This window comes from Flavobacterium sp. WC2421 (assembly GCF_040822115.1).
Lineage (GTDB): Bacteria > Bacteroidota > Bacteroidia > Flavobacteriales > Flavobacteriaceae > Flavobacterium.
On record NZ_CP162004.1, the window covers coordinates 1,236,547 to 1,261,441 of the forward strand.

Genomic DNA, 24,895 nt, shown 5'->3' on the forward strand with positions numbered 1-24,895 from the left:
GCGAAATCTAAAATCTAAAATCTGCATTCTGAAATTTTTAAAACAAATCTCTAGGATCTGTTAATTTTCCAGTAACTGCCGCTGCTGCTGCCATGATTGGTGAAGCTAACAGAGTTCTTGAACCTGGACCTTGACGCCCTTCGAAGTTTCTGTTTGAAGTACTTACCGCGTATTTTCCTGCGGGTACTTTGTCATCATTCATTGCTAAACAAGCAGAACATCCTGGTTGACGCAGTACAAAACCAGCTTCAGTAAGAATGTCTAATAATCCTTCTTCTTTGATTTGTGCTTCGACAACGTGAGATCCTGGAACCAACCAAGCTGTTACGTTATCTGCTTTTTTACGTCCTTTTACAATTTCTGTAAAAGCTCTAAAATCTTCAATACGACCATTTGTACAACTACCTAAGAAAACAAAGTCAATAGGTTTTCCTATCATTACATCATCCTCTTCAAAGCCCATGTAGGCTAATGATTTTTTATAGGTTTCAGCTCCACCTTGAACTTGACTAGCATTTGGGATACTTTTAGAAATACCAATTCCCATACCTGGATTAGTTCCATAAGTAATCATTGGTTCGATATCTGCTGCGTCGATGTTTAATTCGGCGTCAAAAATAGCATCCGCATCTGTTTTTAATGTTTTCCAGTATTCAACTGCTTTTGTCCAAGCTTCTCCTTTTGGCGCATATAATCTACCTTCAAGGAAATCGAATGTTTTTTGGTCTGGAGCAATCATACCACCACGAGCACCCATTTCGATACTTAAATTACAAACTGTCATACGACCTTCCATAGACATGTCTTCGAAAACGTTTCCGGCATATTCAGCAAAATAACCTGTTCCTCCAGAAGTTGTCAATTGAGAAATGATATAAAGTGCTACGTCTTTTGGACCTACACCTTTACTCAAAGTTCCGTTTACGTTGATACGCATTTTCTTTGGTTTTGGCTGCATAATACATTGAGTAGCCATAACCATTTCTACCTCAGAAGTTCCGATTCCAAAAGCAATCGCTCCAAAAGCTCCATGAGTAGAAGTGTGTGAATCTCCACAAACAATGGTAGCACCAGGTAAAGTAATTCCGTTTTCAGGACCAACTACGTGAACGATTCCGTTTTTTTGATGACCTAGTCCCCAGTGTGAAATTCCATATTCAGCAGCGTTATCCTCTAATGCTTTCAACTGATTTGCTGATAAAGCATCTTCAACTGGTAAATGTTGGTTTATTGTTGGTGTATTGTGATCGGCAGTAGCAAAAGTGCGCTCTGGATATAAAACTTTAATTCCTCTTTCTTTTAAACCTAAAAAAGCAACAGGACTAGTCACTTCATGAATGAAATGACGGTCAATAAAAAACACGTCTGGTCCATCCTCAATTTTACGCACCACGTGCGAATCCCATACTTTGTCAAATAATGTAGTACTCATTTTTAATATTTTTTAAGTGTATTTCTTTAGTTCCAATCAAGTTAACTTTCTAAAATTGTAAACATGGAGAGCAAATTTAATAAAACAATTAAAGTTGTCAATTTCGATTCTTCATTATATACGATACCCAAACTGTTTTTACGGTTGCTTACCACTTCCTTTTATCTATTTGGTGTTTTGTAAACTGTTTTTATTTTTATTTTAATTTTCTTTCGCAGATGGTTTAAAAAAGAGGTAACGGGATTTTAAAGTTTTGATGATTTAATGCCTAAAACACTAAAAGCAAACTTTTTTATGATTAAAAAACTAATATTTAGGTATTTTTGTATCGAATAATCAATGATTGTTTGTTTTTTATTTTTGGAGTAGACCTCTTTTTATTTGATTTTTAGTAGAATTAAAATTGCTTTTTCGACTGGATTGTATTTGTTTTTTTTAAGTAAATACTACGACATCCAAAAAAATGGCAGTGCAATTTTTTGTGACTTTGCCCTTCCTTTTTTGAGTTTAGCAGTATTGAAATTGAATTTAATTTACGAATTGTGAAGAGCAATAAGATTTTTATAGTAGCGTTCTTTTGTTGATAACTTGCGTTAGTTTTTACTTAAAAAAACAACTAAATTTGACATTCATTTTTTGTAATTCACACAAATTGCAATCACCTCATTTACAGCTATGTATTTAATATTCGATACGGAGACCACAGGATTACCAAAGCGTTGGGATGCCCCTATAACCGATACAAACAACTGGCCTCGATGTATACAAATCGCTTGGCAGCTGCATGACGATATGGGAAAACTCATCGAGCATCAAGATTATTTGGTCAAGCCCGAAGGTTTTAATATTCCGTATGATGCAGAACGAATTCATGGAATTTCTACCGAATTGGCTCAGGAAAACGGGATTTCTTTAGCTGAAGTTTTAGAGAAGTTCAATGAAGCGTTAGGTAAAGCTAAATTTATTGTAGGTCAGAACTTAGGTTTTGACGTCAACATTATGGGTTGTGAGTTCCATCGTTTAGGAGTTGAAAGTCCAATGGCTTCCATGCCTGTCCTTGATACTTGTACGGAAGTGACTGCAAAATTACTGGAACTCCCAGGAGGTCGTGGGGGACGTTTCAAGTTGCCAACGCTAACCGAATTACATCAGTATTTATTCAATAGGCCTTTCTCTGAAGCGCACAACGCTACTGCCGATGTAGAGGCAACTACCCGATGTTTCTTTGAATTGATTAGAAGAGAAAGTTTTACTAAGGAAAAACTAGATGTTCCAGCTGGTTATTTTCAGGATTTTCAATCAAAGAATCCAAGGGAAATTCAGCTTATTGGGTTAAAACATATTAATTTAAAAGAAGCTTCAGATAAAATTCGCCAACAGTTTGGTGAAAAAGAAGTAGCTACTCTTTCTAAACAAGAACTTACTGAGAATAAAAAAGTACTTGTAGATACTGACTTTGTACATTTGCACAATCACACCCAGTTTTCGGTTTTACAATCAACTATTAGTATTGCCCAACTAGTTAAAGCGGCTGCGCAACAAAAAATGCCAGCTGTCGCGATGACGGATCATGCGAATTTAATGGGAGCTTTTCACTTTGTTAGAGATGTTTTAAATCATAATAAAGCAGCTGAAGCTAAGAATGCAACTTTAATTGCTGATGGTGAAGAACCAACTGAGGTTCCTATGAAACCAATTGTGGGTTGCGAGTTTTTTGTATGTGAAGATCACAAAGATAAGTCTCGAAAAGACAATGGATACCAAATAGTACTTTTGGCGAAGACAAAAAAAGGGTATCATAACTTGGCTAAAATGTCTTCAATCGCGTATACTGAAGGTTTTTATTATGTTCCCAGAATTGATAAAAAAGTCATTCAGCAGTACAAAGAAGATGTCATAGTCTTGTCGGGAAATTTGTATGGAGAGATACCAAATAAAGTTTTAAATCTTGGTGAAAACCAAGCTGAAGAAGCCTTATTGTGGTGGAAAGAAGAATTCAAAGATGATTTCTATATTGAGGTAATGCGTCACAATCAAGAAGATGAAAATAGGGTGAATACCACTTTAATTTCTTTGGCCAGAAAACATGATGTGAAAATTGTAGCGACAAATAATACCTTTTATATTGATAAGGCCAATGCTAATGCGCACGATATTTTACTTTGTGTGCGAGATGGTGAAAAACAAACTACACCTATAGGTCGTGGTCGGGGTTATCGTTTTGGGTTACCCAACCAAGAATACTATTTCAAGACCGGTGAGGAGATGAAAAAACTCTTTACCGACTTGCCAGAATCGATTTCGAATCTAACTGAAATTGTTGATAAAATCGAAATTTACAATCTGGCACGGGAAGTTTTGCTGCCTAAGTTTGAAATCCCAGTAGAATTTAATGTTCCTGAAGATGCAGTAGATGGTGGAGTTCGAGGGGAAAATGCGTATTTAAGACATCTTACTTACGAAGGAGCTAATAGACGATACCCAGAAATCACGGAAGAGGTAAGGGAGCGTTTGGATTTTGAATTATTAACTATTTCAAATTCAGGTTATCCAGGTTATTTCTTGATTGTACAAGATTTAATTGCCGAAGCGAGAAGAATGGGGGTTTCTGTAGGTCCTGGACGTGGATCTGCAGCGGGATCAGTGGTGGCGTATTGTTTAAAAATCACCAATATTGACCCTTTAAAATACAACCTGCTTTTTGAGCGTTTCTTGAATCCCGATCGTGTGTCATTACCCGATATTGATATCGATTTTGATGATGAAGGACGTAGCAGTGTGATGGATTATGTGATTCGAAAATACGGGTCAAAACAGGTAGCGCAAATTATTACTTACGGAAAAATGGCAACCAAATCAGCGATACGTGATACGGCTCGTGTATTGGATTTGCCTTTGTTTGAAGCGGATAAAATTGCAAAACTAATTCCTGGGATGATGCCATCCAAATGGAATTTAGCACGATTCCTGAATGAGGATGAGGCGCTTATTAAAAAAGCGGTTCGCCCTGAAGAATATGATAAAATAAAAGAACTAATTGAGCTGGCTGGGGAAGATGGATTAGGTGGTGAGACGATTCAGCAAGCCAAAGTGTTAGAAGGAAATCTTAGAAATACAGGGATTCACGCCTGTGGTGTAATTATTACGCCTAGTGATATTACCGATTTTGTGCCTGTAGCTACGGCCAAAGATTCCGATTTATATGTAACCCAATTTGACAACTCCGTTGTTGAAACTGCTGGTTTGTTAAAGATGGACTTCTTGGGTTTGAAAACCCTGACCTTAATAAAAGACACGGTTAAACTAGTTAAATATAGAAGTAATATCGATTTGAATCCGGACGAGTTTCCAATTGATGATTTGAAAACGTACGAGCTTTTTCAACGTGGAGAAACGGTAGGGATATTTCAATATGAGAGTCCTGGAATGCAGAAATACATGAAGGAATTGAAACCGACAGTTTTCCCCGATTTGATTGCCATGAATGCACTCTATCGTCCTGGACCAATTGCTTATATTCCAAGTTTTGTTAAAAGGAAAAATGGAGAAGAAGAGATTATTTATGATCTTGATGCTTGTGAGGAACTGTTGAAAGATACTTACGGGATTACAGTTTACCAAGAGCAGGTAATGCTTTTGTCTCAAAAATTAGCCGACTTCTCCAAGGGTGATGCTGACGTTTTACGTAAAGCAATGGGAAAAAAGCAAAAGGATGTATTGGATAAAATGAAGCCTAAATTTATTAATCAGGCTGCAGCCAAAGGGCATGCCGAAGATAAATTAGAAAAAATATGGAAAGACTGGGAAGCCTTTGCGGAATATGCCTTTAATAAATCACACTCCACTTGTTATGCATGGATTGCGTATCAAACGGCCTATTTAAAAGCGAATTATCCGGCTGAATACATGGCAGCAGTACTCTCGAATAACATGAGTGATATCAAGCAAGTTTCGTTTTTTATGGAGGAATGTAAACGTATGGGCTTAGAAGTTTTAGGTCCAGATGTCAATGAATCGTACTATAAATTTACTGTAAATGACAATTATGCAGTTCGTTTTGGGATGGGAGCCATAAAAGGAGTGGGACAAGGAGCCGTGAATACTATTGTTGAAAATAGAAAAGACGGTCGATATAAATCGGTGTTTGATTTAACCAAACGTATTGATTTGCGTGCTGCCAATAAAAAGGCCTTAGAAAATCTGATACTGGCAGGCGGTTTTGACTCTTTTGAAGGGACTTTACGCTCTCAATATTTTCATGATGATGGCGATGGAATTACTTTTTATGAAAAAGCCATTCGTTATGGTGCCAAGTTTCAAGAGAACGAAAACTCCTCACAGGTAAGTTTGTTTGGCGAAAGCAGTGATGTTCAAATTGATGAGCCTATTGTGCCGCCTTGTGAAGATTGGAGCACTATGGAAAAACTGGCTAAAGAAAAAGAAGTAGTTGGAATTTATATTTCGGGACATCCATTGGATGATTATAAATTTGAGATGAAATATTTTTGCAATGCTAAGTTAGAAGCGCTTAAAAACTTAGAACTTCATGTAGGTAAAAATTTGACCTTTGGAGGAATTATAAATAATGTGCAACATCGAGTTGCCAAAAACGGGAAAGGCTGGGGGATATTCAATTTGGAAGGATATGACGAAAGTTACGAGTTCAAGATTTTTGGAGAAGAATATTTAAAATTCAGGCATTTCTTCATTCAAAATAATTTTACTTATATGAAAGTGTTAGTAAAAGAAGGCTGGGTAAATCAAGATACGGGTAAAAGGAGTGAGCCAAGAATTCAATTTATGTTGGTTCAATATTTACAAGATGTATTGGATACGTTTGCTAAAAAATTGGTTGTTTTATTGAATATCACCGATTTACAAGCAGAGTTTATCCATAAATTAAGTCATCTTTTTCAGGAAAATAAGGGAGACGGTCAAGTTTCTTTTGAAATTATGGAATTGGAAAAGATTAAAAAAATTGTAGAAACTGTTGCTGAACTGCCAGAAGGAGAAGATTTTGTAGAAGAAAACGAAGATGTTGAGGTGTCAGATGAAGTAGGAAATAAGGCGATTAGCGTTACTGAAGTGGAAGAAATTAAAGTTGTGACTAAGTTGACCATGCCTAGTAGAAGGCTTAAAATTAAGATTTCAAATGAATTGTTATTTGAATTAGAAAAATTACAAATTAATTTCAAGTTGAATTAGTAACTTAATAAATAAGGATTTTTTTTAACGGTTAAATTTTTGGTTTTTTAATGTTTTAATATGTTAAATCGTACTCAAATAGGGATTAATTTATCTAATAACTTGGGGTATTTGTATTAATAGTTTATGTTTTAAAATGACTTTAATTTACTACAAATTTAATTTAAATTTGTAGTAAATTAAATATAGAAAACATGAAAAAGAACCTATTTTTATTAGGATTTATAGCTTTTACAATGTCTGTTTTTGGTCAAACTGAAAAGAAGGAAAGTTGGTATTTTAAATTAGGAGGATCGTATTTTGTACAAGCCGCTGCGACTGAGTTTCCAAGTGTTAACGGTAGAGAACCATTAAAACAAGTGTATGAAAATGGAGTGCTCGTTTCGAAAGAAAGTATAACAGGATCGTTTGGAGAAGGATTTAGAACTGGTTTGTCAATTGGATACCGTTTTACGGATCGTTTAGGTGCTGAAATGGGGGTTAATTATTATGCGAGCAATAGTAAAACTATGGTGGAGACCATTTCTCAGGATGTAACGGTTTTGCAAGCTAAAGGTCAGGTAAAAGCACTAGATTTAGCTCCTGCATTAGTATTGTATTTAGGTAAAGTAAAAGGATTTGAACCGTATACAAAAGTGGGGGTAATTGTGCCAGTTAATGGTAAACTAGATATTAAAACCAATGCAATATCTAATGGAGCTGTGATTTATCGTGAAGATGTAATTAAGCCAAATCCGACCGTAGGGTTCCTTGCTGCATTGGGGACTTCCTATAAAATTTCCGGAAAACTAGCCGCTTTTGGAGAAATTGAATACCGTAATTTTACAGTTCATGGTAAAGATAAGGAAGTAACAGCCTATACTTATAATGGTACGGACCGTTTGACTTTGTCAGAGGGGCATCCGCTATATGTAACTACTGCTGAGCGATATACTAATTATTCGGATCATTTAGATCGTAACTCAAACAATCAAGAGACTAACGCATCTGGTTTTGATAGTTCGAAGCCAACAGATGATTTAAGTTCTTATATTAGTATTAGTGGTGTTGGTTTAACTTTAGGGTTAAGATATAGTCTATAAGCAGTGAGTTGATTTTATAAAAAGGAGTGGTAGGTTATCTCTTTTTTAGCCCTGATGGTAGCGGCATCCTTTTATGGACTGTTTTGACGAGGGACGAGGCAATCAGGTCATAAAAGATATAGCGGACAGCAGGAATAGCTTCATAAAAACAAGAAAACAATTCATTTGCAGGTTTTTTAAGATTAAAGATTTCACAATAAATCTAAGATTTAGGAGGTATAACGAATTACAATGCTTTTATAATCAAAACTAATTTACGAATAGTGTTTGGTTTGTTTTTAATTTCTAAATTTGTACTCTAGTTTTGAAATCGATTAAAACTTTAAACTTTAAATAAAGATAATATGGCTTTAGCAATAACAGACGCTACTTTTGAAGAAGTAGTTTTGAAATCAGACAAACCAGTGATGGTGGATTTTTGGGCAGCATGGTGCGGACCTTGTAGAATGGTTGGACCAATCATTGACGAATTGAGTACTGAATACGACGGGAAAGTGGTAATTGGGAAAGTTGATGTTGACGCAAACCAAGAATTTGCTGCAAAATACGGAGTGAGAAACATCCCAACAGTTTTGGTTTTTCATAACGGAGAAGTAGTAGGAAAGCAAGTAGGAGTAGCTCCTAAGCAAACTTACGCAGATAGTTTGGACGCTTTGTTGTAATCGGTAGATTATGATTTATTATAGAATTTTTAAATAAATTCAGATTAAAGGTTTGGCGCAAGTCAAGCCTTTTTTTTGTATCCGATAAATATGTTTTGAGCCTCTGTGGTTCTATTTATTGTGCGTTTGCGTTTTGTAATCTTTTAATTTTTAATTCATTCAATCTTTTAATAACTTTGGAATATGAAGATCGAATCGCAAATAGAGAAAATTTCCAGTTTTCAACATCTAGAATTGTTGGCAAACCAAGTGGTCGAAGGATTTATATCGGGCATGCATAAAAGTCCGTTTCATGGTTTTTCGGCTGAATTTGCAGAACACAAGGTGTATAATGTGGGCGAGAGCACCAAACACATTGACTGGAAGTTGTTTGCCAAAACGGATCGATTGTATACAAAACGGTTTGAAGAAGAAACTAATTTGCGTTGTCATATTATTATTGATAACTCTTCGTCCATGCATTATCCCAAATTAAAAGCAGATCAAAATTTCTACGAAAATAAGGTGGGCTTTTCTGTTTTGGCCTCAGCGGTCTTAATGAATCTTTTAAAGAAGCAAAGAGACGCGGTGGGCTTGAGTGTGTTTTCGGATAGTTATGAGTACTATGCTCCCGAAAAAGGGAGTGATCGTCACCATAGAATGATTTTGAATACATTGGAGAATTTGTTGGTTACCCCTACAATTAAAAAAAGTACGGATACGGTTACTTTTTTACATCAAATAGCGGAGAAAATGCATCGCCGTTCGATGATTATTCTATTTACGGATATGTTTCAAATGGGTGAGGAAGAAGTGTTGTTAAATGCTTTGCAACATTTGAAGCATAATAAACACAAAGTAGTCTTGTTTCATGTGGTGGATAATAAAACCGAATTGAATTTTGACTTTGACAATGGACCAAGAAAGTTTATTGATGTAGAGACTGGGGAAGAAATTTCGGTTTTTGCCGATAATGTGAAGCAGGAATATGAAAAACAGATGCAATCGTACTTTAAAAAACTAGCGTTAACTTGTGCTCAAAATAGAATTAAATACGTTCCTGTAAGTGTAAGTGACGATTTTGAAAAAATACTAATGACATACTTGGCTGAGAAACAAAACTTTGGATAATACTTCGAAAAAAAAGCTATTTTTTAAGTAAAAACGTTTGTGTAACTCGAAATCTATTGTATCTTTGCCACCGCAATACGCAGCTGGTCTGGTAGTTCAGTTGGTTAGAATACCTGCCTGTCACGCAGGGGGTCGCGGGTTCGAGTCCCGTCCAGACCGCATATTGGGGAGAGCCTTTCTTAACGGAAAGGCTTTTTTGCCCCTAAAAGGTTTTTAAGATTAGTTGTGTTGTTTGGTCGAGTTGGTAGCAACGAGACCGGGTTTAGTAGTTAGACCAATGAAAAGCTTTCCCGTTTCTCGGGATGGCTTTTTTGATTTAAGGGCATTTTTAATTAACAGCTATTGGATAGGAATCCAATTTAAAGCTTGTTTTTGAAGTAATTTTACTTTTATTTGGTTTTAAAACAATAGTAATCAGAAGGTTGTGTTTTTTCTTTATTATTTTATTTAAAAAAGGCATAAACTATTGTATTATTCGAGTTCTATTGTATCTTTGCAACCGCAATAATGAGTGGGTCTGGTAGTTCAGTTGGTTAGAATACCTGCCTGTCACGCAGGGGGTCGCGGGTTCGAGTCCCGTCCAGACCGCATATTGGGGAGAGCCTTTCTTAACGGAAAGGCTTTTTTGCCCCTAAAAGGTTTTTAAGATTAGTTGTGTTGTTTGGTCGAGTTGGTAGCAACGAGACCGGGTTTAGTAGTTAGACCAATGAAAAGCTTTCCCGTTTCTCGGGATGGCTTTTTTGATTTTAAACTGTTTTGGAAATTAAAACAAGGCCGATTTGTATTGCCAAACAATCGAAATAAACAATCCCAAATAAAGGATTGCAACTAAAAACTGCATAAAACTAGAAACCAGAAAACCTATCAATGATCCTGTCGCAGCTTTTAGTGCGCGCGTATGGTTTTTTGAATCATATAGTAATTCGCCAAGGAAGGCTCCAAGAAAAGCACCTATTATAAACCCAAAAGGGATTGGAATAAGGAGTCCGATAAATAAGCCAATATTTGTTCCCCAAATTCCATAAGAACTTCCCCCGAATTTTTTAGCGCCTTTGGCAGGAATGAAATAATCTAAAACAGAAAGAAGGAGTGTAATTAGTAATGTAATTCCCAAAACCCAGTAATTTACGGGAATAGTATTTGTAAAATAAAGTAATAATAAGCCAAACCAACTTACACTTAATCCAGGAATTACAGGCATAAAACTGCCAAAAACACCTATAATCATGCAAATAAAACCAATGATTAAAAGTAGTATGTCCATAATTTAATTTTTTAGTAATTTTGCATTAATATAATAGCTTTTAATTTAGAAACGAATATGAGAAAAATTAAATTAATAATAGGGTTAATGTTGTTTTTCAATATTTTTTCAGGAACGCTTTATGCTCAAACGAAAGCCATTAATACCGAAGATAGCTTGTTGAAAGATTCTATTTATATTGCGAATAAAAAGAAAGTTTCTAATTTTTCATTGAAACAATTTGATCAACTTTTTTTTGAATTTTCTAGTAAAAAAGGAATGCCTGATTTCATATTAACAAAGAAAGAGTTTTATAATTATACCATTCAAATTGGAGCATTCTCCGATAGATTGGCAGTTTTATATCCAGCGGAAAAAGAAGCTGCTGAGGCAAGTAAAAGGAAATGGTTCGCCGAAAGCTATCAAGATTATTTGCTTTCGAAAGCATCACATAAATAATAATTGTATTTTTATAAAATATTAGCCCAATTCAAAACCAAAACATTGAAGCACTATTACTTTTTTTTAGTATTCTTACTTTTTTCTTCCTGCCAATATTTCGAAAAGCAAGTGCCTTCGGAAAAAGAATTGTTGCAAAAAGAGTTGAAAGCCATCAATTGGAAAGAAGTCGATGAATTTCCTTCTTTTGTTGATTGTGATAAATTGGAGAATAAGGAGCGCAGACAACAGTGTTTCTTTACCTTTTTAACTCAACTAATACAGGAAAAATTAAGCAGTGATACCCTTTCAATCTTGTATCCTGAATTAGACACTATCGAAGTAAAAGTCACGATATTTCCAAATGCAAAAATGAAATTTGAGCCACTATTTCCTAAAGATTCAGTTGCTTATGACACCATAAAAATTGATAGTATATTGCATGTTAGACTCGTTGATTTTCCTAAAGTGAATCCAGCTATAAAACGAGGAATACCTGTGACAACACAATTTATTCTTCCAGTAATTCTTAAAGTAGAATAAATAATGCCTTTTACCTTATCACATCCAGCTATTATTTTACCGTTTTTAAAAAACAAAAAATTGTCAGCTACCGCTTTGATAGTAGGTTCTATGTCACCTGATTTTGAGTATTTCTTCCGAATGAGAATGCAAAGCGAGATCAGTCATACTTTGCTTGGTATATTTCTAATTGATTTTCCCTTGGGCTTTATAGTGATGTTTACTTTTCATGAAATTATAAAAAGACCATTTATAGAGAATACTCCAGTTTTTTTTCAAAAAAGAATGCAAGAATTAAAAGAATCAAATTGGGTTAATTATTTTAAAAATAATATTTTCACCGTTTTAATTTGTTTCTTTTTAGGAGCTGTATCTCATATTTTATGGGATTCTATGACACATTGGGATGGCTTTATGGTTCAAAATTTTTCTTTTTTTAATATAGAAATTTACGGGGTCCCTGTATATAAGATTGCACAGCATGTTAGCTCAATAATTGGTTTGATATGGATTGCATATTATATTTATAATTTGCCCGAAGAAAATAAAGATATCAAAAGAATTAACTTGAGTTACTGGTCGATAGCTGTACTTTTTGCTATGGTTTTGATTGCGATGCGATTTTATTTTGGGACAGAATTGGAAAAAATCGGGAATGCCGTTGTGAGTATTATTTCTCCAATGGTGATTGCCATTACTTTGACAGGTTTAATTTTTAGAAATAAAAAAACTATTTAGAAAATGGTCGTCCTTTCCATTCGTATTTTCCAAATAGAGAATATAAGGCCACATTAACACTAAAAAAAGGATAGAATAAACTACTCAGTAGAAGATAAGATGTTTTTTTTGAATTTAAAAAGTGATTGGATTGCAAGATTAAAATGGCATCGACAATAATTTTAAATGCAAGCAAATTTAAAAAAAGAAGACTACTGCTAAAGTGTAAAAGCCCATATCCAAGAGTCCAAATGCAAGCTAAATTACCAGTAAATACAATTATACCTAGTGTTTTTCCAAAAACACTTTGATACGAACTTGTCTTTGAAGCCCAACGCACTCTTTGATAAAATAAGGATTTCCAATCGTCCAAAGGTTTTGTAACTACAATATTATTTTTTGATTTTAGATAATGCACTTGCTTTGGGAATGCAACAATCGCTTTTTGCAATAAAAAGACATCATCACCGCTGGCAATTTTATCATTTCCTTCAAAACCATTTAATTTTTGAAAAAGGGATTTGGTGTAGGCCAAGTTAGCGCCATTGCACATGAACCCTTTTTTTATTCCAAAACTTCCTATTGTGGCGCCTTGTAAACTGGCGATGTCTAGTTGTTGAAACTGATGTAAAAAAGTGTTTTGACAATCGTAAGTCACAGCACCAGCAATCATAGTAACCTTATGCGTTTGAATGTAATTATCGAGAATTAATAACCAGTTTTTATCAACTACACAATCAGCATCAGTGGTAATAATCCAATCCGTTGTTACGGTATTCATTGCCGTTACGATAGCATCTTTTTTTGGCGATTTTGAAATTCTGATGTTGTTTAGTACCGAAACCTGAAAGGTGAAAGTTGGAACCAGAAATTTTTCTTTAGAATCATCATCTACCAGAATTACTTTGAATAAGTTTGTTGGATAATTGAGTTTGGATAAGCTAGCCAGAAGAAGGGGTAAGTTATCGGTTTCATCTCGAAACGGAACAATAATAGTGAATTCCGTCTTTGGTTCTAAGCCAATAGCATCATACTTTTTTATTTTTGTAAAGCCATAAATTAAAGCACCAATGGTTATGAAATAAATGGATAATATGATGATTAAAATAAGCATTATGCAATTTTTTGGGATTTAAAACTCAGTACATAGTAACTACCTATGAATACTGGCAAAACTACATTTAGAAACCACATCAGTGTAGATACAAATATGACAATCCATTCATTTACACCTAATATTCCAAAGAAAAAGATGGCGACACTCCCTTTTACTGCAAAGTCCAAAAACTGAAAAGTAGGTAGCGAGGAAGCTAAGAAATAAACACTAGTTACGGCAGCCATCAAAGTCAAGTAAGGTAAGTCGACATCAAAAGCCAAGAATAGAAAATAATATTGATGCGAAAAAACGAGGTAACGGGAAAAGCCTAATACTATGTTTTTCTGGTGAATTCGTTTTGGTATTTCATTGATTTTATGAATCAGTTTTTCGATAGAATAGCCTTTAATCGCAATTTTTTTCACTGAAAATAACACTATAAATGTTAGTAAAAATGCTCCAAAAATAATGGCAACCGTTTTTGTAGTAATCACATTGTATTTAGCATTAAAATACAACAAGCCAAAGATTCCTATGATTACTGTCAATACCATTTGGATACCATTGCAAATCAGGTTAAGGAATACTACTTGCTTCGTATCTTGTTTTTCATAGTACAATGCTTTTCCTGCATATTCACCTACACCATTTGGCGTAAAAATTCCCGCTGTTAACGCGGCCAAAACTTGTTTAGTAGCTTCAGATAGGGAAATAGGTTTAATATAGGAAGCCAGGTTTTGCCATTTTAAAATCTCAAAATAGCGATTCAAAACACTCAAAAGTAATATAAAACCAATTCCAAGTACAGATTGGTTCTTTTTGAATTTAACTATAAACTGAACCCAGTCTAGTTTGTCATTATTGGCGAGTTGATTGTAAATGAAATAAAATGCGCCACCCACAATCAAAACTTTGATTAGAAGTACGAGGAATTGCTTAGTTTTGTGAGGAATTGAAATCATGAGTGCAAAGAAACAAAACTTTAAACTTTGAACTTTAAACTTTAAACAAATCTTTTGGCAAACGAACGCATCATATTAGGAATTGATCCAGGAACCACCATAATGGGGTTTGGTTTAATACGTGTTATCAATAAAAAAATGGAATTTGTACAATTGAACGAATTGCAATTGTCTAAATACGATAACCATTATCAGAAGCTAAAAATCATTTTTGAGCGCACTATTGAATTAATCGATACACATCACCCTGATGAAATTGCCATTGAAGCGCCTTTTTTTGGTAAAAATGTGCAGTCAATGTTAAAGCTAGGTCGTGCGCAAGGAGTGGCGATGGCCGCGGGATTGTCAAGAGATATTCCTATTACCGAATACGAACCTAAGAAAATAAAAATGGCTATTACCGGAAACGGAAACGCCAGTAAAGAGCAAGTGGCCAAAATGCTACAGCAATTATTAGGCTTGAAAGAATTACCCAAGAATCTAGATTCAACCGATGGATTAGCTGCAGCCGTTTGTCATTTTTTTAATTCTGGAAAAGTAGTTGGAGAAAAGAGTTATACGGGTTGGGATGCTTTTGTAAAACAAAATGAAGAACGAGTTAAAAAATAGTGTTCAGTGTTCAGTTTTCAAAACTGCGACTGATCACTGACCACCATTATATGTCAGGAATCTACATACACATACCCTTCTGTAAGCAAGCCTGTCATTACTGCGACTTCCATTTTTCGACTTCCATGAAGAAAAAAGAGGAAATGGTTTTGACTTTGGCCAAAGAAATTCGCTTACGCAAAAGTGAATCAAGTAACGAGAATGTGGAGACTATTTATTTTGGAGGTGGTACGCCAAGTGTTTTGAGTTCGGATGAAATTGATTTTTTGATTGCGGCAGTTTATGAAAATTATGCAGTAATAGAAGATCCTGAAATCACATTGGAAGCCAATCCAGATGATTTATCAAGCGAACGAATTTTGGAACTTTCGAAAAGTAAAATCAATAGGTTGAGCATTGGAATTCAGTCTTTTTTTGAAGATGATTTACAAATGATGAACCGCGCGCACAATTCGGTGGAAGCCCGAAAATGTTTGACAGAAGCCACGCAATGTTTTGATAATATTTCGATTGATCTCATCTATGGAGTTCCGGGAATGAGTAATGAAAAATGGCAGCAAAATATTGAAACGGCCTTGTCTTTTGGTATTCCTCATATTTCTAGTTACGCTTTGACGGTAGAGCCCAAAACAGCTTTGAAAAAGTTAATTCAAACTGGAAAAATAGCAGAGCCAAATGACGAAGTCGCTCAAGAACATTTTATGATTCTGGTGGAAACACTTCAAGCAAATGGTTTTATTCATTATGAACTATCCAATTTTGGTAAAGAAGATTACTTTTCAAAGAATAATTCGGCTTACTGGCTAGGTAAAAAGTACATTGGTATAGGACCTTCAGCTCACAGTTATGATGGGATTTCTCGTAGTTGGAATATTGCAAATAATCCTTTGTATATAAAGTCAATTGATTTGGATCAATTGCCAAATGAGATTGAAATTTTATCCCTTTCTGATCGATATAATGAGTATATTATGACAGGATTGCGAACGATTTGGGGCGTTTCTTTAGACAGAATTGAATCAGAATTTGGACCAACTTATTTGGATTATTTAAAGAAACAAGGACAAAAATATTTGGATGATGATTTGCTTTCGGTAGAAAATAATATTTTGAAACCTACTAAGAAAGGAAAGTTTCTTACAGATGGAATTGCAAGTGATTTGTTTTACTTAAATTTGGAGTAAATGAATTAACCGCAAGGTTCGCAAAGGTATACGCAAGGTTCACAAAGTTTTCTTATATGACTGAAAATGAATTATCAAAAATTGTCTTTGACTGCGCTCTCAAAGTGCATAAAACGCTTGGCCCTGGATTACTAGAAAGTGCTTATGAAGAATGCTTGTATTATGAACTCAAGAAAACGGGTTTAAACGTAGTAAAGCAAAAAGCATTGCCTTTGGTTTACGAGGATGTTCAATTAGATATTGGATATAGACTTGATATTATTATTGAGGAAAAATTGATTTTGGAAATAAAATCAGTTGATGCTTTAAATGATATTCATTTTGCTCAATTACTGACTTATCTTAAATTGACCAATTGCAAACTAGGTTTATTGATTAATTTTAATGTTGTTTTGATAAAGGACGGCATAAAACGAATTGCAAATAATCTTTAAGTAAACCTTTGCGAACCTTGCGTATACCTTTGCGCTCTTTGCGGTAAAAACAAAACTATGAAAACTACCATTCAACACAACAATACAACATTTCAAGTCGATTTGTCAAAACCCATTGATATTTCGATTCCACTAACTAATACTGATGAAAATCCAATTGCGTGGTATATTAGTAAACCCGTAATGGAACCCGTGAAATTTGATGAATGGATAGGGAAAGTTGCATCAGGAATGTCTTCAACTAATTTCAATAACATTCAATTCAATCCGCATGGTCACGGTACGCATACGGAATGCTTGGGTCATATTACCCATGATTTTTATAGTGTAAACCAATCTTTGAAAAAATTCTTTTATATAGCAGAATTGATTTCAGTAGAGCCGGAATTGATTAATGGCGATTTGGTAGTCACTAAAAATCAGATTGAAAATGCCTTAAATGGGAAAACACCTGAAGCTGTTGTAATTAGAACTTTACCTAATAACGTAAACAAACTTTCCAAAAAATACTCCCATACGAATCCGCCCTATTTGGCTGAAGATGCGGCAGGTTTCATTTGCGAAAGCGGCATTCAACATTTATTGATTGATTTACCAAGTGTAGATAAAGAAAAAGATGAGGGGAAACTTTTGGCTCACAAAGCCTTTTGGAATGTAACGGATGTTAAAAATTTGAATGCAGATGCAAGATTGGATTGCACAATAACCGAAATGATTTTTGTTGCTGATGAAGTGCAGGATGGAAGTTATTTGTTGAACTTACAAATTGCCTCTTTTGAAAATGATGCCAGTCCCAGTAAACCCGTTTTGTATAAAATATGATAACCATTTCTACAGTAAAAAGTAAATTAGATGTTCCTTTCATTCAGCACTTTTTGAAAGACATTTATTGGGCCGCCGGACGTACAATCGAAGAAGTTCAAACAACGATTGACCATTCGTTTTGTTTTGGTATTTATTTAAATGACCAGCAAATTGGTTTTGCCAGGGTAATTACGGATTATGTTGTTTTTGCTTATGTGATGGATGTTTTTATCACTGAGGAACATCGTGGCAAAGGGTATTCTTCTCTTTTAATCGAAGAGATGATGAAAGAACCAAAACTGCAAGAGGTAAAGATTTGGCGTTTGGCCACATCTGACGCCCATTTTTTATATAAAAAATTTGGATTCAATGCATTAGCATATCCAGAAAAGATGATGGAAAAAACAATCAAATGAAAACAATACTCAAACTAGAAGAATTAGGCTTATTCGTTTTTGGAATCTTTCTTTTCAGCCAACTGGATTATGCTTGGTGGTGGTTTTTGGTTCTGATTTTGGTTCCTGATTTCTCTATGATTGGTTATGCTTTTGGTAATAAATCTGGAGCTGTGGCCTATGATTTATTTCATCATAGAGGTATTGCTGTACTTGTTTATTTAATTGGAATTTACAGTTCGAATCAAGTTGTTCAGCTTATTGGGATTATTTTATTTGCCCATTCTTCCATGGATAGAATGTTTGGATATGGGTTAAAATATGATACTGGATTTAAATTTACACATTTAGGTGAAATAGGTAAAAAATAGAATTATGAATTTAGAAAGTTATTATCAATATTGCTTGTCTAAAAAAGGTGTGACGGACCATTTTCCTTTTGATGAAGACACTTTAGTTTTTAAAGTTGGGGGGAAAGTATTTGCTTTAAGCTCTTTAAAAAAGTGGGAAATTGGCGAGCCGTCTGTCAATTTAAAATGTAATCCGGATTATGCACAGGAATTACGTGCGCAGTACGAAGCTATTGAGCCAGGGTTTCATATGAATAAGAAACATTGGAATACCATTGCTATAAATCAAGAAGTTCCAGATACGCTTGTTAAAGAGTTAATAGATCACTCGTATGATTTGGTTTTTAAGAGTTTGACTAAGAAAATTCAAGAAGAGATTTAAAAAAGAGTAAAACCATTCGTCGACACTTTATTACGATTGAACTATAGTATTTTTTTAATTAACGAAAATTAAATTCATTGTTTTTATAATTATAGTACTTTTAAAGTCCACGAATTATATATAAAACAAATGAACAGATCCCTAAATATTTTATTAATTGAAGATGACGCAATTGAAGTAATGAAATTCAATAGAGTTTTAAGTACGATGGATTTAAAACATAAAATAATTGAAGCAAATAACGGTGAAGAAGCACTAACCATTTTAAAGGTTAAAGAGATCATACCAGATATCATTATATTAGATTTGAATATGCCTAAAATTAATGGGATTGAATTTTTAGAGATTTTAAAAGGAGATGATCATTTAAAATATATTCCATCTGTAATTTTAACAACTTCTAATAATCGGAAGGATGTTATGGAATGTTATCGAATAGGAATTGCAGGTTATCTATTGAAACCTCTTAAGTATGATGATTATGTGGATCGAATAAAAAAATTAATCGAGTATTGGAGTTGTAATGAATTAATATCTCAGTAAAATATGTACGGAATTGTAAATAAAGCAATTGAAGAGTTGGTTGTTGCTAATTTTGGAGAAGATAAATGGGATGCTATTAAAATTCGTAGCGGTATAGATATTGATTATTTTATAAGTAGCGAACCTTATGATGACGACATTACTTTTAAGTTAGCTCAAGCCGTTTCTGAAGAAATGGGAATGACATTAAGTGCCGTTTTAATTGCATTTGGTGAATGGTGGGTTATAAAAACGACTAAAGAAAAATATGGTGGTTTAATGGAAGCCGGCGGAGATGATTTAAGAGAGTTTTTAATAAATTTACCACTCTTCCATAATCGGGTCATGCTTATTTACCCTAAATTGACACCTCCGGAATTTAAAGTAAGCGATATTACTAAAAACAGTATTAATTTACATTATTTGTCAAAAAGAGAAGGGCTTCAAGATTTTGTTAGAGGTTTAATTCAAGGATTAGGGATAATGTATAATACGCCAGTTACTATTAATTTAATCCAAAGTCGTGACGAAGGTAGCCCACATGAAATTTTTAATGTAATTTGGTAAAAAAAGGATGGAAAAGGTAGAATTTAATTTTGATGAAGATAGTTTCAATAAACTATTCCCTTTTTATATTCTAATTAGTTCAGATTTAAAAATAAAAGGGTTTGGTAAAAGTTTAGCAAAGACTTTACCATTGATTAGACTGAATGATGATTTTGCGACCTCTTTTAGAGTTAAAAGACCCCAGATTGACACTCCTACTTTTGAAAACTTAGTAGCTATTTTTAATCAATTAGTAGTAATAGAAGCAACGGCTGAATCTATTGATTTGAGAGGCCAATTTCAGGAACATAACGGAGCTATCTTATTTGTTGGATCTCCGTGGTTTGTTTCTATGAATCAAGTGAGGGAAAGAAAATTAACACTACACGATTTTGCTTTCCATGATCCTTTATTGGATTTATTACATGTGCTAAAGACGCAAGAAATTACTACCCAAGAATTAAAAGAATTATTAATTAAAATTAATAATCAAAAAAAAGCATTAAAAAGCGATCAAGAGGAGTTAAATCGACTATCACTTGTGGCAAGTGCTAATGAGAATGGAGTTGTTTTTACTAAACCTAATGGTGAAATTTTTTGGTGTAATGAATCCTATTTAAAATTGACTGGTTTTTCAAGAGAGGAAGTAATTGGGAAAACACCTATTCAACTTGGTAAATGTGATGAAACTAGTGAAGAAGAGTTACTTAAAATGGTAGTTCCGTTCATAAATGGGGATCTGTTTAATGTTGAACACCTTCATCGCCGAAAAAACGGTGATAACTTTTGGGTTAAAACTAAGGGGCAACCTATATTAGACTCCGATGGAAAAGTATTAGAATACTTTGCCATGATTGAAGATATAACCGAAAAAAAGAATGCTGATTTTAAATTAATTGAATCAGAGGATCGACTTTCATTTTTAATACGGAATCTACAAACGGGTATTATTTTAGAAGATGAAAACAGAAAGCTTTTATTGACGAATAAAAAATTTTGCTCCATGTTTGATTTTGAAGAAGATCCAGATGTTTTAATAGGGATGGACTGTTCAAATTCAGTAGAAGATTCTAAACGATTTTTCAAAAACCCAGATTTGTATACGGAGCGACTTAGAAATGTTTTTAAAAGTAAAAAATCTACTTTTAATGAAGTGTTGGAACTTGTTGATGGTCGGTTTTTTGAGCGAAGCTATATTCCTATTTTTAGAGATGGTATTTATAAAGGAAACCTTAGGGCGTACGTAGATATTACTTTAAAAAAGAAACACGAAGAGATATTACGAAACGAAAAAGAGAAATACAGTAACATTATTGCCAACATGAACTTAGGTTTGATTGAAGTTGATCAAGATGAAAGGATTGTTTTAGCCAATAATAGTTTTTGCGATTTTAGTGGATATAGCTTAAAAGAGTTAATTGGTAAAGAAGCATCAAGTTTACTTTTTACAAATGAAAGTAAGGAATTAATTAAGGCTAAAAATGCATTAAGGATTAAAGGGGTTACGGATTCTTATGAAATACAGGTAAAGAATAAAAGTGGAGAACTAAGACATTGGTTAGTCAGTGGTGCACCAAATTATGATATAAAGGGCAAAGCGACAGGGTCTATAGGGATTCATTTAGATATAACGGAACAGAAAGAACAGGAAGAAAAGCTTTATTTGTTATCCTTGATAGCTGAGAAAAATATAAATGCAGTTATCATCTCAGATATAGAGGGTAAAATTGAATGGGTTAACTCCAGTTTTGAAAAAATGTCTGGATATTCTAAAGAGGAATTGGTTGGAATAAAACCAGGCCATTTATTACAAGGGGAAGAAACAAATCTAGAAACAGTTCATTATTTGAAAAATCAAATAAGAAAAGGACAACCTTTTACATGTGAAATTATAAATTATTCCAAAGCTGGAGAGAAATATTGGGTAAAAATTCAAGGTCAAGCTTTGTATAATAAAAAAGGAGAAATAGTTCGGTTTTTTGCAATTGAAGAGAACATAACCAATAAGAAATTATTAGAAAATCAAAGAGAAGAATTAGTAGCCAGTTTAGCAAAATCAAATAAAGAACTAGAGGATTATGCACAAATAGTATCACATGATTTAAAATCACCTATGCGTAGTATACATTCTTTAATCTCATGGATTAAAGAAGATAATGACAAAGCCTTTAGTGAGCAAACCTTACAGTATTTTTCAATGATTGAAAATAAAGTAGAAAAAATGGATCATTTAATTGAAGGAATCTTGACTTATTCTAAAATTGATAAAGAAGAGATGGCCATTGAAAAGGTAAATACACAACAAATTATTCAAAGTATAATTGATATTATCCATATTCCCCAGCACATTACGATCACTATAAAAAACACCTTGCCAGTAATTAATGCTGATCGGTATAGGGTCCAGCAATTGTTTCAAAACATAATAGGGAATGCTGTAAATTATATTGAGAGAACAGTAGGTTTAGTTGAGATTTCTTCGGAAGAATTTGATTCTTACTATGTTTTTTCTATTAAAGATAATGGGGTTGGAATTGCAAAAAAACACCACGATAAAATATTTAATACTTTCCAGTCGTATTCCACAAATGAACATTCAACAGGACTAGGTTTATCTATAGTTAAAAAAATTATAGAAACGTATAATGGAGAAATTTGGATTGAAAGTGAAGAAGGAGTAGGTTCAACTTTTTTCATAAAACTTAATAAATAAATCATGAAAATCATTCAAGCTTCTAAAATTGAAAATCAAGAATGGAACTATTTTCAGCCGAAAAAAGTATTAAACAACCCTTTAGTATTGGTTTTTGGGAATCGAATTCTTTTAGAAAAGGAAGAAATCATAAATAATATTAGGCAAGAATTCCCGTATGAACATATTGTTTTTGGGTCAACATCGGGAGAAATATTATGTTGTAATGTAAACGACAATTCGATCTCTGTAACTGCAATTGAATTTGAAAAAGGTTCCTTTATTGTTGAAAGAGAAAATATTCTAGACTATGATAAAAACGCAAAAAAACTAGGTGAAACACTCTATCATAAAATTCCAAAAAAGAATTTAAAACACTTATTTGTTTTATCAGAAGGGAGTTTTGTAAATGGAAGTTCTTTAATAAACGGTTTAGAAAGTGATGTTGATTTAGCAGTGTCTATAACAGGTGGTATGTGTGGTGATGATGCCCGTTTTGAAAAAACTCTAGCTTCCTATAAAGAGAATCCAAAAGAAGGTGAAGTTATTTTAATTGGGTTTTATGGCGAAACTTTGGAAGTCTCTTATGCTAGCTTTGGCGGATGGATTCCGTTTGGACCTGAACGCATAATAACAAAATCAGAAGCGAATATTCTTTATGAAATTGATGGACAGCCTGCGCTAGATTTATATAAAAAATACTTAGGTGATAAAGCGGAAGAGTTACCGCAAGCTTCTCTATTATATCCTTTAAATGTAACTCCTGAAGGAAAAAAAGAACCTGTAGTGCGTACGATTTTGAATATTGATAACGAGAATCATTCCATGACTTTAGCGGGAGATGTTCCAATGAATTCAAAAGTTCAATTAATGATGGCTTCCGTTGATGGTATTGCAAATGGAGCACATATTGCAGCTGAATTTGCTATGAAAAACAGAAGGAACGCTCCAGAAATTGCAATATTGGTTAGTTGTATAGGCCGAAAATTAGTGATGAATCAAAGGGTAGAAGAGGAAGTTGAGCAAGTTAGAGAGTCAATTGGAGAGAAAATACCAATGACGGGGTTTTACTCCTATGGAGAAATGGCCCCTTTTAATGGAAGTGCCTCCTGTGAACTGCACAATCAAACAATGACATTAACCTTAATAAGTGAATAATGAACCCATTACTAAAAAGGCAAATTGATAAAAAACTAAAAGGAGGATTGAATGATCTGGATCTTTTTCTAGATGCAATTGATGATTCATACAAAAATTTTGAAGATCAGATCGCATTATTGCAAAGAGCTATGAAAATTAGTTCTGATGAGCTTTTTGAAGCCAATCAAAAATTACGAGATGAGGCAGAGAGTCTAAAAGAAGTGAATAAAAACCTTGAATTTATTCTTAATTCAATGAGCCTTGACGAAGGAATTGTTTCAAAAACAGCCGTTTTTAATTCGTCGGATTACATTAAACAACAATCTATAGAAATTGTAAAAATCAATAAACAAAGAGAGGAATTGTTAATGAATCTTGAAAAACAAAATCAGGAATTAAATGAGTATGCTCATATGGTTTCACATGATTTGAAAGCACCTTTGCGAAGTATTGACACGCTAATCAATTGGTTTATGGAGGATAACCCAGAAATGATGAATGAAGTTAATATTAAATCGTTAAATCTAATACTCTCTAATGTGGAGAAGATGGATTTATTGATTAAAGGAATTTTAGATTATTCATCAATAGAAAAACAAGAGGCAGAGAATAGAGTAATAGATTTGAATAATTTGGTAGACGAGATTTTAAGAACAATTTATATTCCGGATCATGCTGATGTTACTGTAAAAAATCAATTACCTAAGGTGTATGGTAATGACTTTAGATTCAAACAGTTATTTCAAAATCTAATTCAAAATGCCTTAAAATATAATGATAAAGAAAAGATTTTGATTGACATTGGTCATTCAGAAAAGGATAATGAGTTCTGTTTTTTCATTAAAGACAATGGAATAGGAATACCAAAACAATATCAAACTAAAATTTTCGATATTTTTTCTAAATTGGAAAACAATGATCCTTCATCAGGAATTGGACTTTCTATTGTGAAAAAAATCATAGATTTATATAAAGGGAAAATTTGGCTTGAAAGCCAAGAAAATAGTGGAACAATTTTTTATTTTACAATAGCTAAAGAAAATGGAACAGCCTAATTTGAATTATATAAACGAGCTCTCAGGAGACAATTTGGAATTTAAGAATAAAATAATAGGGATTCTCAAAAAAGAGCTACCACAGGAAATTATAGTTTATGATGGAGAATTTAAAAAGGGCAATTATTTATTAGTGGCACAATCTGTACATAAATTAAAACATAAAATATCTATACTTGGTTTAGAAAAAAGTTATTATATTGCTGAAGAATATGAAAATAACTTAAAAAAGAACTCAACAGATTTGAATGCTGATTTTGAAAATATTTTAAAAAGCATGGAAGAATTTGTAGATCATTTGTAACACTCTTTG

At 33.5% G+C, this 24,895-nt stretch carries 24 protein-coding genes and 2 tRNA genes; 22 read left to right on the forward strand and 4 right to left on the reverse strand.

Features of this window, described 5'->3' with window-relative positions:
• Positions 1-37 precede the first annotated feature (37 nt).
• The gene (gene leuC / locus AB3G33_RS05235) at positions 38-1,432 is read right to left on the reverse strand and encodes a 3-isopropylmalate dehydratase large subunit (RefSeq protein WP_367773138.1); all 1,395 of its coding nucleotides are present in this window, start codon (positions 1,430-1,432) and stop codon (positions 38-40) included.
• A 675-nt stretch (positions 1,433-2,107) separates the two neighbouring features.
• Between leuC and dnaE the strand changes: the two genes are divergently transcribed.
• The 6 genes from dnaE (at position 2,108) to AB3G33_RS05265 (ending at position 10,079) form a co-directional block, all read left to right on the forward strand.
• On the forward strand, positions 2,108-6,637 hold the full coding sequence (gene dnaE, locus AB3G33_RS05240) for a DNA polymerase III subunit alpha (RefSeq protein WP_367773140.1): 4,530 nt from the start codon (positions 2,108-2,110) through the stop codon (positions 6,635-6,637).
• A 194-nt stretch (positions 6,638-6,831) separates the two neighbouring features.
• Positions 6,832-7,719, forward strand: a complete 888-nt coding sequence (locus AB3G33_RS05245) for an outer membrane beta-barrel protein (protein ID WP_367773142.1) — start codon at positions 6,832-6,834, stop codon at positions 7,717-7,719.
• Between the two features lie 344 nt (positions 7,720-8,063).
• Positions 8,064-8,381, forward strand: a complete 318-nt coding sequence (trxA, locus tag AB3G33_RS05250; protein ID WP_073244015.1) for a thioredoxin — start codon at positions 8,064-8,066, stop codon at positions 8,379-8,381.
• Positions 8,382-8,564: 183 nt separating this feature from the next.
• Positions 8,565-9,491, forward strand: coding sequence for a DUF58 domain-containing protein (locus AB3G33_RS05255; RefSeq protein WP_367773143.1), 927 nt, complete (start codon positions 8,565-8,567; stop codon positions 9,489-9,491).
• Positions 9,492-9,576: 85 nt separating this feature from the next.
• Positions 9,577-9,650 (forward strand) — tRNA-Asp (locus AB3G33_RS05260).
• Positions 9,651-10,005: 355 nt separating this feature from the next.
• Positions 10,006-10,079: transfer RNA gene (locus tag AB3G33_RS05265), tRNA-Asp, on the forward strand.
• A gap of 175 nt (positions 10,080-10,254) precedes the next feature.
• On the opposite strand, the gene AB3G33_RS05270 is transcribed toward AB3G33_RS05265, so the two are convergent.
• Positions 10,255-10,755, reverse strand: a complete 501-nt coding sequence (locus AB3G33_RS05270) for a DUF456 domain-containing protein (protein WP_367756728.1) — start codon at positions 10,753-10,755, stop codon at positions 10,255-10,257.
• 57 nt (positions 10,756-10,812) lie between these two features.
• Between AB3G33_RS05270 and AB3G33_RS05275 the strand changes: the two genes are divergently transcribed.
• Genes AB3G33_RS05275 through AB3G33_RS05285 form a run of 3 tightly spaced genes read left to right on the forward strand, consistent with a single transcriptional unit; the run spans position 10,813 to position 12,432 of the window.
• Positions 10,813-11,193: a hypothetical protein gene (locus tag AB3G33_RS05275; RefSeq protein WP_367773145.1), complete on the forward strand. Its 381-nt coding sequence runs from the start codon at positions 10,813-10,815 to the stop codon at positions 11,191-11,193.
• A 45-nt stretch (positions 11,194-11,238) separates the two neighbouring features.
• Positions 11,239-11,715, forward strand: coding sequence for a hypothetical protein (locus AB3G33_RS05280; RefSeq protein WP_367773147.1), 477 nt, complete (start codon positions 11,239-11,241; stop codon positions 11,713-11,715).
• Between the two features lie 3 nt (positions 11,716-11,718).
• Positions 11,719-12,432, forward strand: a complete 714-nt coding sequence (locus tag AB3G33_RS05285; protein ID WP_367773149.1) for a DUF4184 family protein — start codon at positions 11,719-11,721, stop codon at positions 12,430-12,432.
• Here the strand turns inward: AB3G33_RS05285 and AB3G33_RS05290 are convergent.
• Complete coding sequence (locus AB3G33_RS05290) at positions 12,425-13,525, reverse strand: glycosyltransferase (RefSeq protein ID WP_367773151.1); 1,101 nt, start codon at positions 13,523-13,525, stop codon at positions 12,425-12,427. The genes AB3G33_RS05285 and AB3G33_RS05290 overlap by 8 nt on opposite strands.
• Complete coding sequence (locus AB3G33_RS05295) at positions 13,525-14,469, reverse strand: hypothetical protein (protein WP_367756738.1); 945 nt, start codon at positions 14,467-14,469, stop codon at positions 13,525-13,527. The genes AB3G33_RS05290 and AB3G33_RS05295 overlap by 1 nt, the downstream gene beginning before the upstream one ends.
• A gap of 54 nt (positions 14,470-14,523) precedes the next feature.
• Between AB3G33_RS05295 and ruvC the strand changes: the two genes are divergently transcribed.
• From ruvC to AB3G33_RS05360, 13 genes are all read left to right on the forward strand, one after another.
• Positions 14,524-15,078, forward strand: a complete 555-nt coding sequence (gene ruvC / locus AB3G33_RS05300; protein ID WP_367773153.1) for a crossover junction endodeoxyribonuclease RuvC — start codon at positions 14,524-14,526, stop codon at positions 15,076-15,078.
• Between the two features lie 50 nt (positions 15,079-15,128).
• Positions 15,129-16,262: a radical SAM family heme chaperone HemW gene (gene hemW, locus AB3G33_RS05305; RefSeq protein ID WP_367773155.1), complete on the forward strand. Its 1,134-nt coding sequence runs from the start codon at positions 15,129-15,131 to the stop codon at positions 16,260-16,262.
• A 56-nt stretch (positions 16,263-16,318) separates the two neighbouring features.
• Entirely contained in the window at positions 16,319-16,696 is a 378-nt protein-coding gene (locus AB3G33_RS05310; protein ID WP_367773157.1) for a GxxExxY protein, read from the forward strand.
• A 57-nt stretch (positions 16,697-16,753) separates the two neighbouring features.
• Positions 16,754-17,518: a cyclase family protein gene (locus AB3G33_RS05315; RefSeq protein WP_367773159.1), complete on the forward strand. Its 765-nt coding sequence runs from the start codon at positions 16,754-16,756 to the stop codon at positions 17,516-17,518.
• Positions 17,515-17,916, forward strand: coding sequence for a GNAT family N-acetyltransferase (locus AB3G33_RS05320; RefSeq protein ID WP_367773161.1), 402 nt, complete (start codon positions 17,515-17,517; stop codon positions 17,914-17,916). Before AB3G33_RS05315 ends, AB3G33_RS05320 begins: the two co-directional genes overlap by 4 nt.
• The gene (locus tag AB3G33_RS05325; protein ID WP_367773163.1) at positions 17,913-18,266 is read left to right on the forward strand and encodes a DUF4260 domain-containing protein; all 354 of its coding nucleotides are present in this window, start codon (positions 17,913-17,915) and stop codon (positions 18,264-18,266) included. Before AB3G33_RS05320 ends, AB3G33_RS05325 begins: the two co-directional genes overlap by 4 nt.
• A 4-nt stretch (positions 18,267-18,270) precedes the next feature.
• Positions 18,271-18,627, forward strand: a complete 357-nt coding sequence (locus AB3G33_RS05330) for an MmcQ/YjbR family DNA-binding protein (RefSeq protein ID WP_367773165.1) — start codon at positions 18,271-18,273, stop codon at positions 18,625-18,627.
• Between the two features lie 129 nt (positions 18,628-18,756).
• The gene (locus AB3G33_RS05335) at positions 18,757-19,170 is read left to right on the forward strand and encodes a response regulator (protein WP_367773167.1); all 414 of its coding nucleotides are present in this window, start codon (positions 18,757-18,759) and stop codon (positions 19,168-19,170) included.
• A gap of 3 nt (positions 19,171-19,173) precedes the next feature.
• Positions 19,174-19,716 carry a heme NO-binding domain-containing protein gene (locus AB3G33_RS05340; protein ID WP_367773169.1) on the forward strand — a complete coding sequence of 181 codons (543 nt, stop codon included), beginning with the start codon at positions 19,174-19,176 and terminating at the stop codon, positions 19,714-19,716.
• A gap of 7 nt (positions 19,717-19,723) precedes the next feature.
• A complete protein-coding gene (locus tag AB3G33_RS05345; protein WP_367773171.1) occupies positions 19,724-22,408 on the forward strand; it encodes a PAS domain S-box protein in 2,685 nt (894 codons plus the stop codon).
• A 3-nt stretch (positions 22,409-22,411) separates the two neighbouring features.
• The gene (locus AB3G33_RS05350; protein WP_367773173.1) at positions 22,412-23,545 is read left to right on the forward strand and encodes an FIST signal transduction protein; all 1,134 of its coding nucleotides are present in this window, start codon (positions 22,412-22,414) and stop codon (positions 23,543-23,545) included.
• Complete coding sequence (locus tag AB3G33_RS05355) at positions 23,545-24,582, forward strand: ATP-binding protein (RefSeq protein ID WP_367773175.1); 1,038 nt, start codon at positions 23,545-23,547, stop codon at positions 24,580-24,582. The genes AB3G33_RS05350 and AB3G33_RS05355 overlap by 1 nt, the downstream gene beginning before the upstream one ends.
• On the forward strand, positions 24,569-24,886 hold the full coding sequence (locus AB3G33_RS05360) for an Hpt domain-containing protein (RefSeq protein WP_367773177.1): 318 nt from the start codon (positions 24,569-24,571) through the stop codon (positions 24,884-24,886). Before AB3G33_RS05355 ends, AB3G33_RS05360 begins: the two co-directional genes overlap by 14 nt.
• The last annotated feature ends 9 nt before the right edge of the window (positions 24,887-24,895 follow it).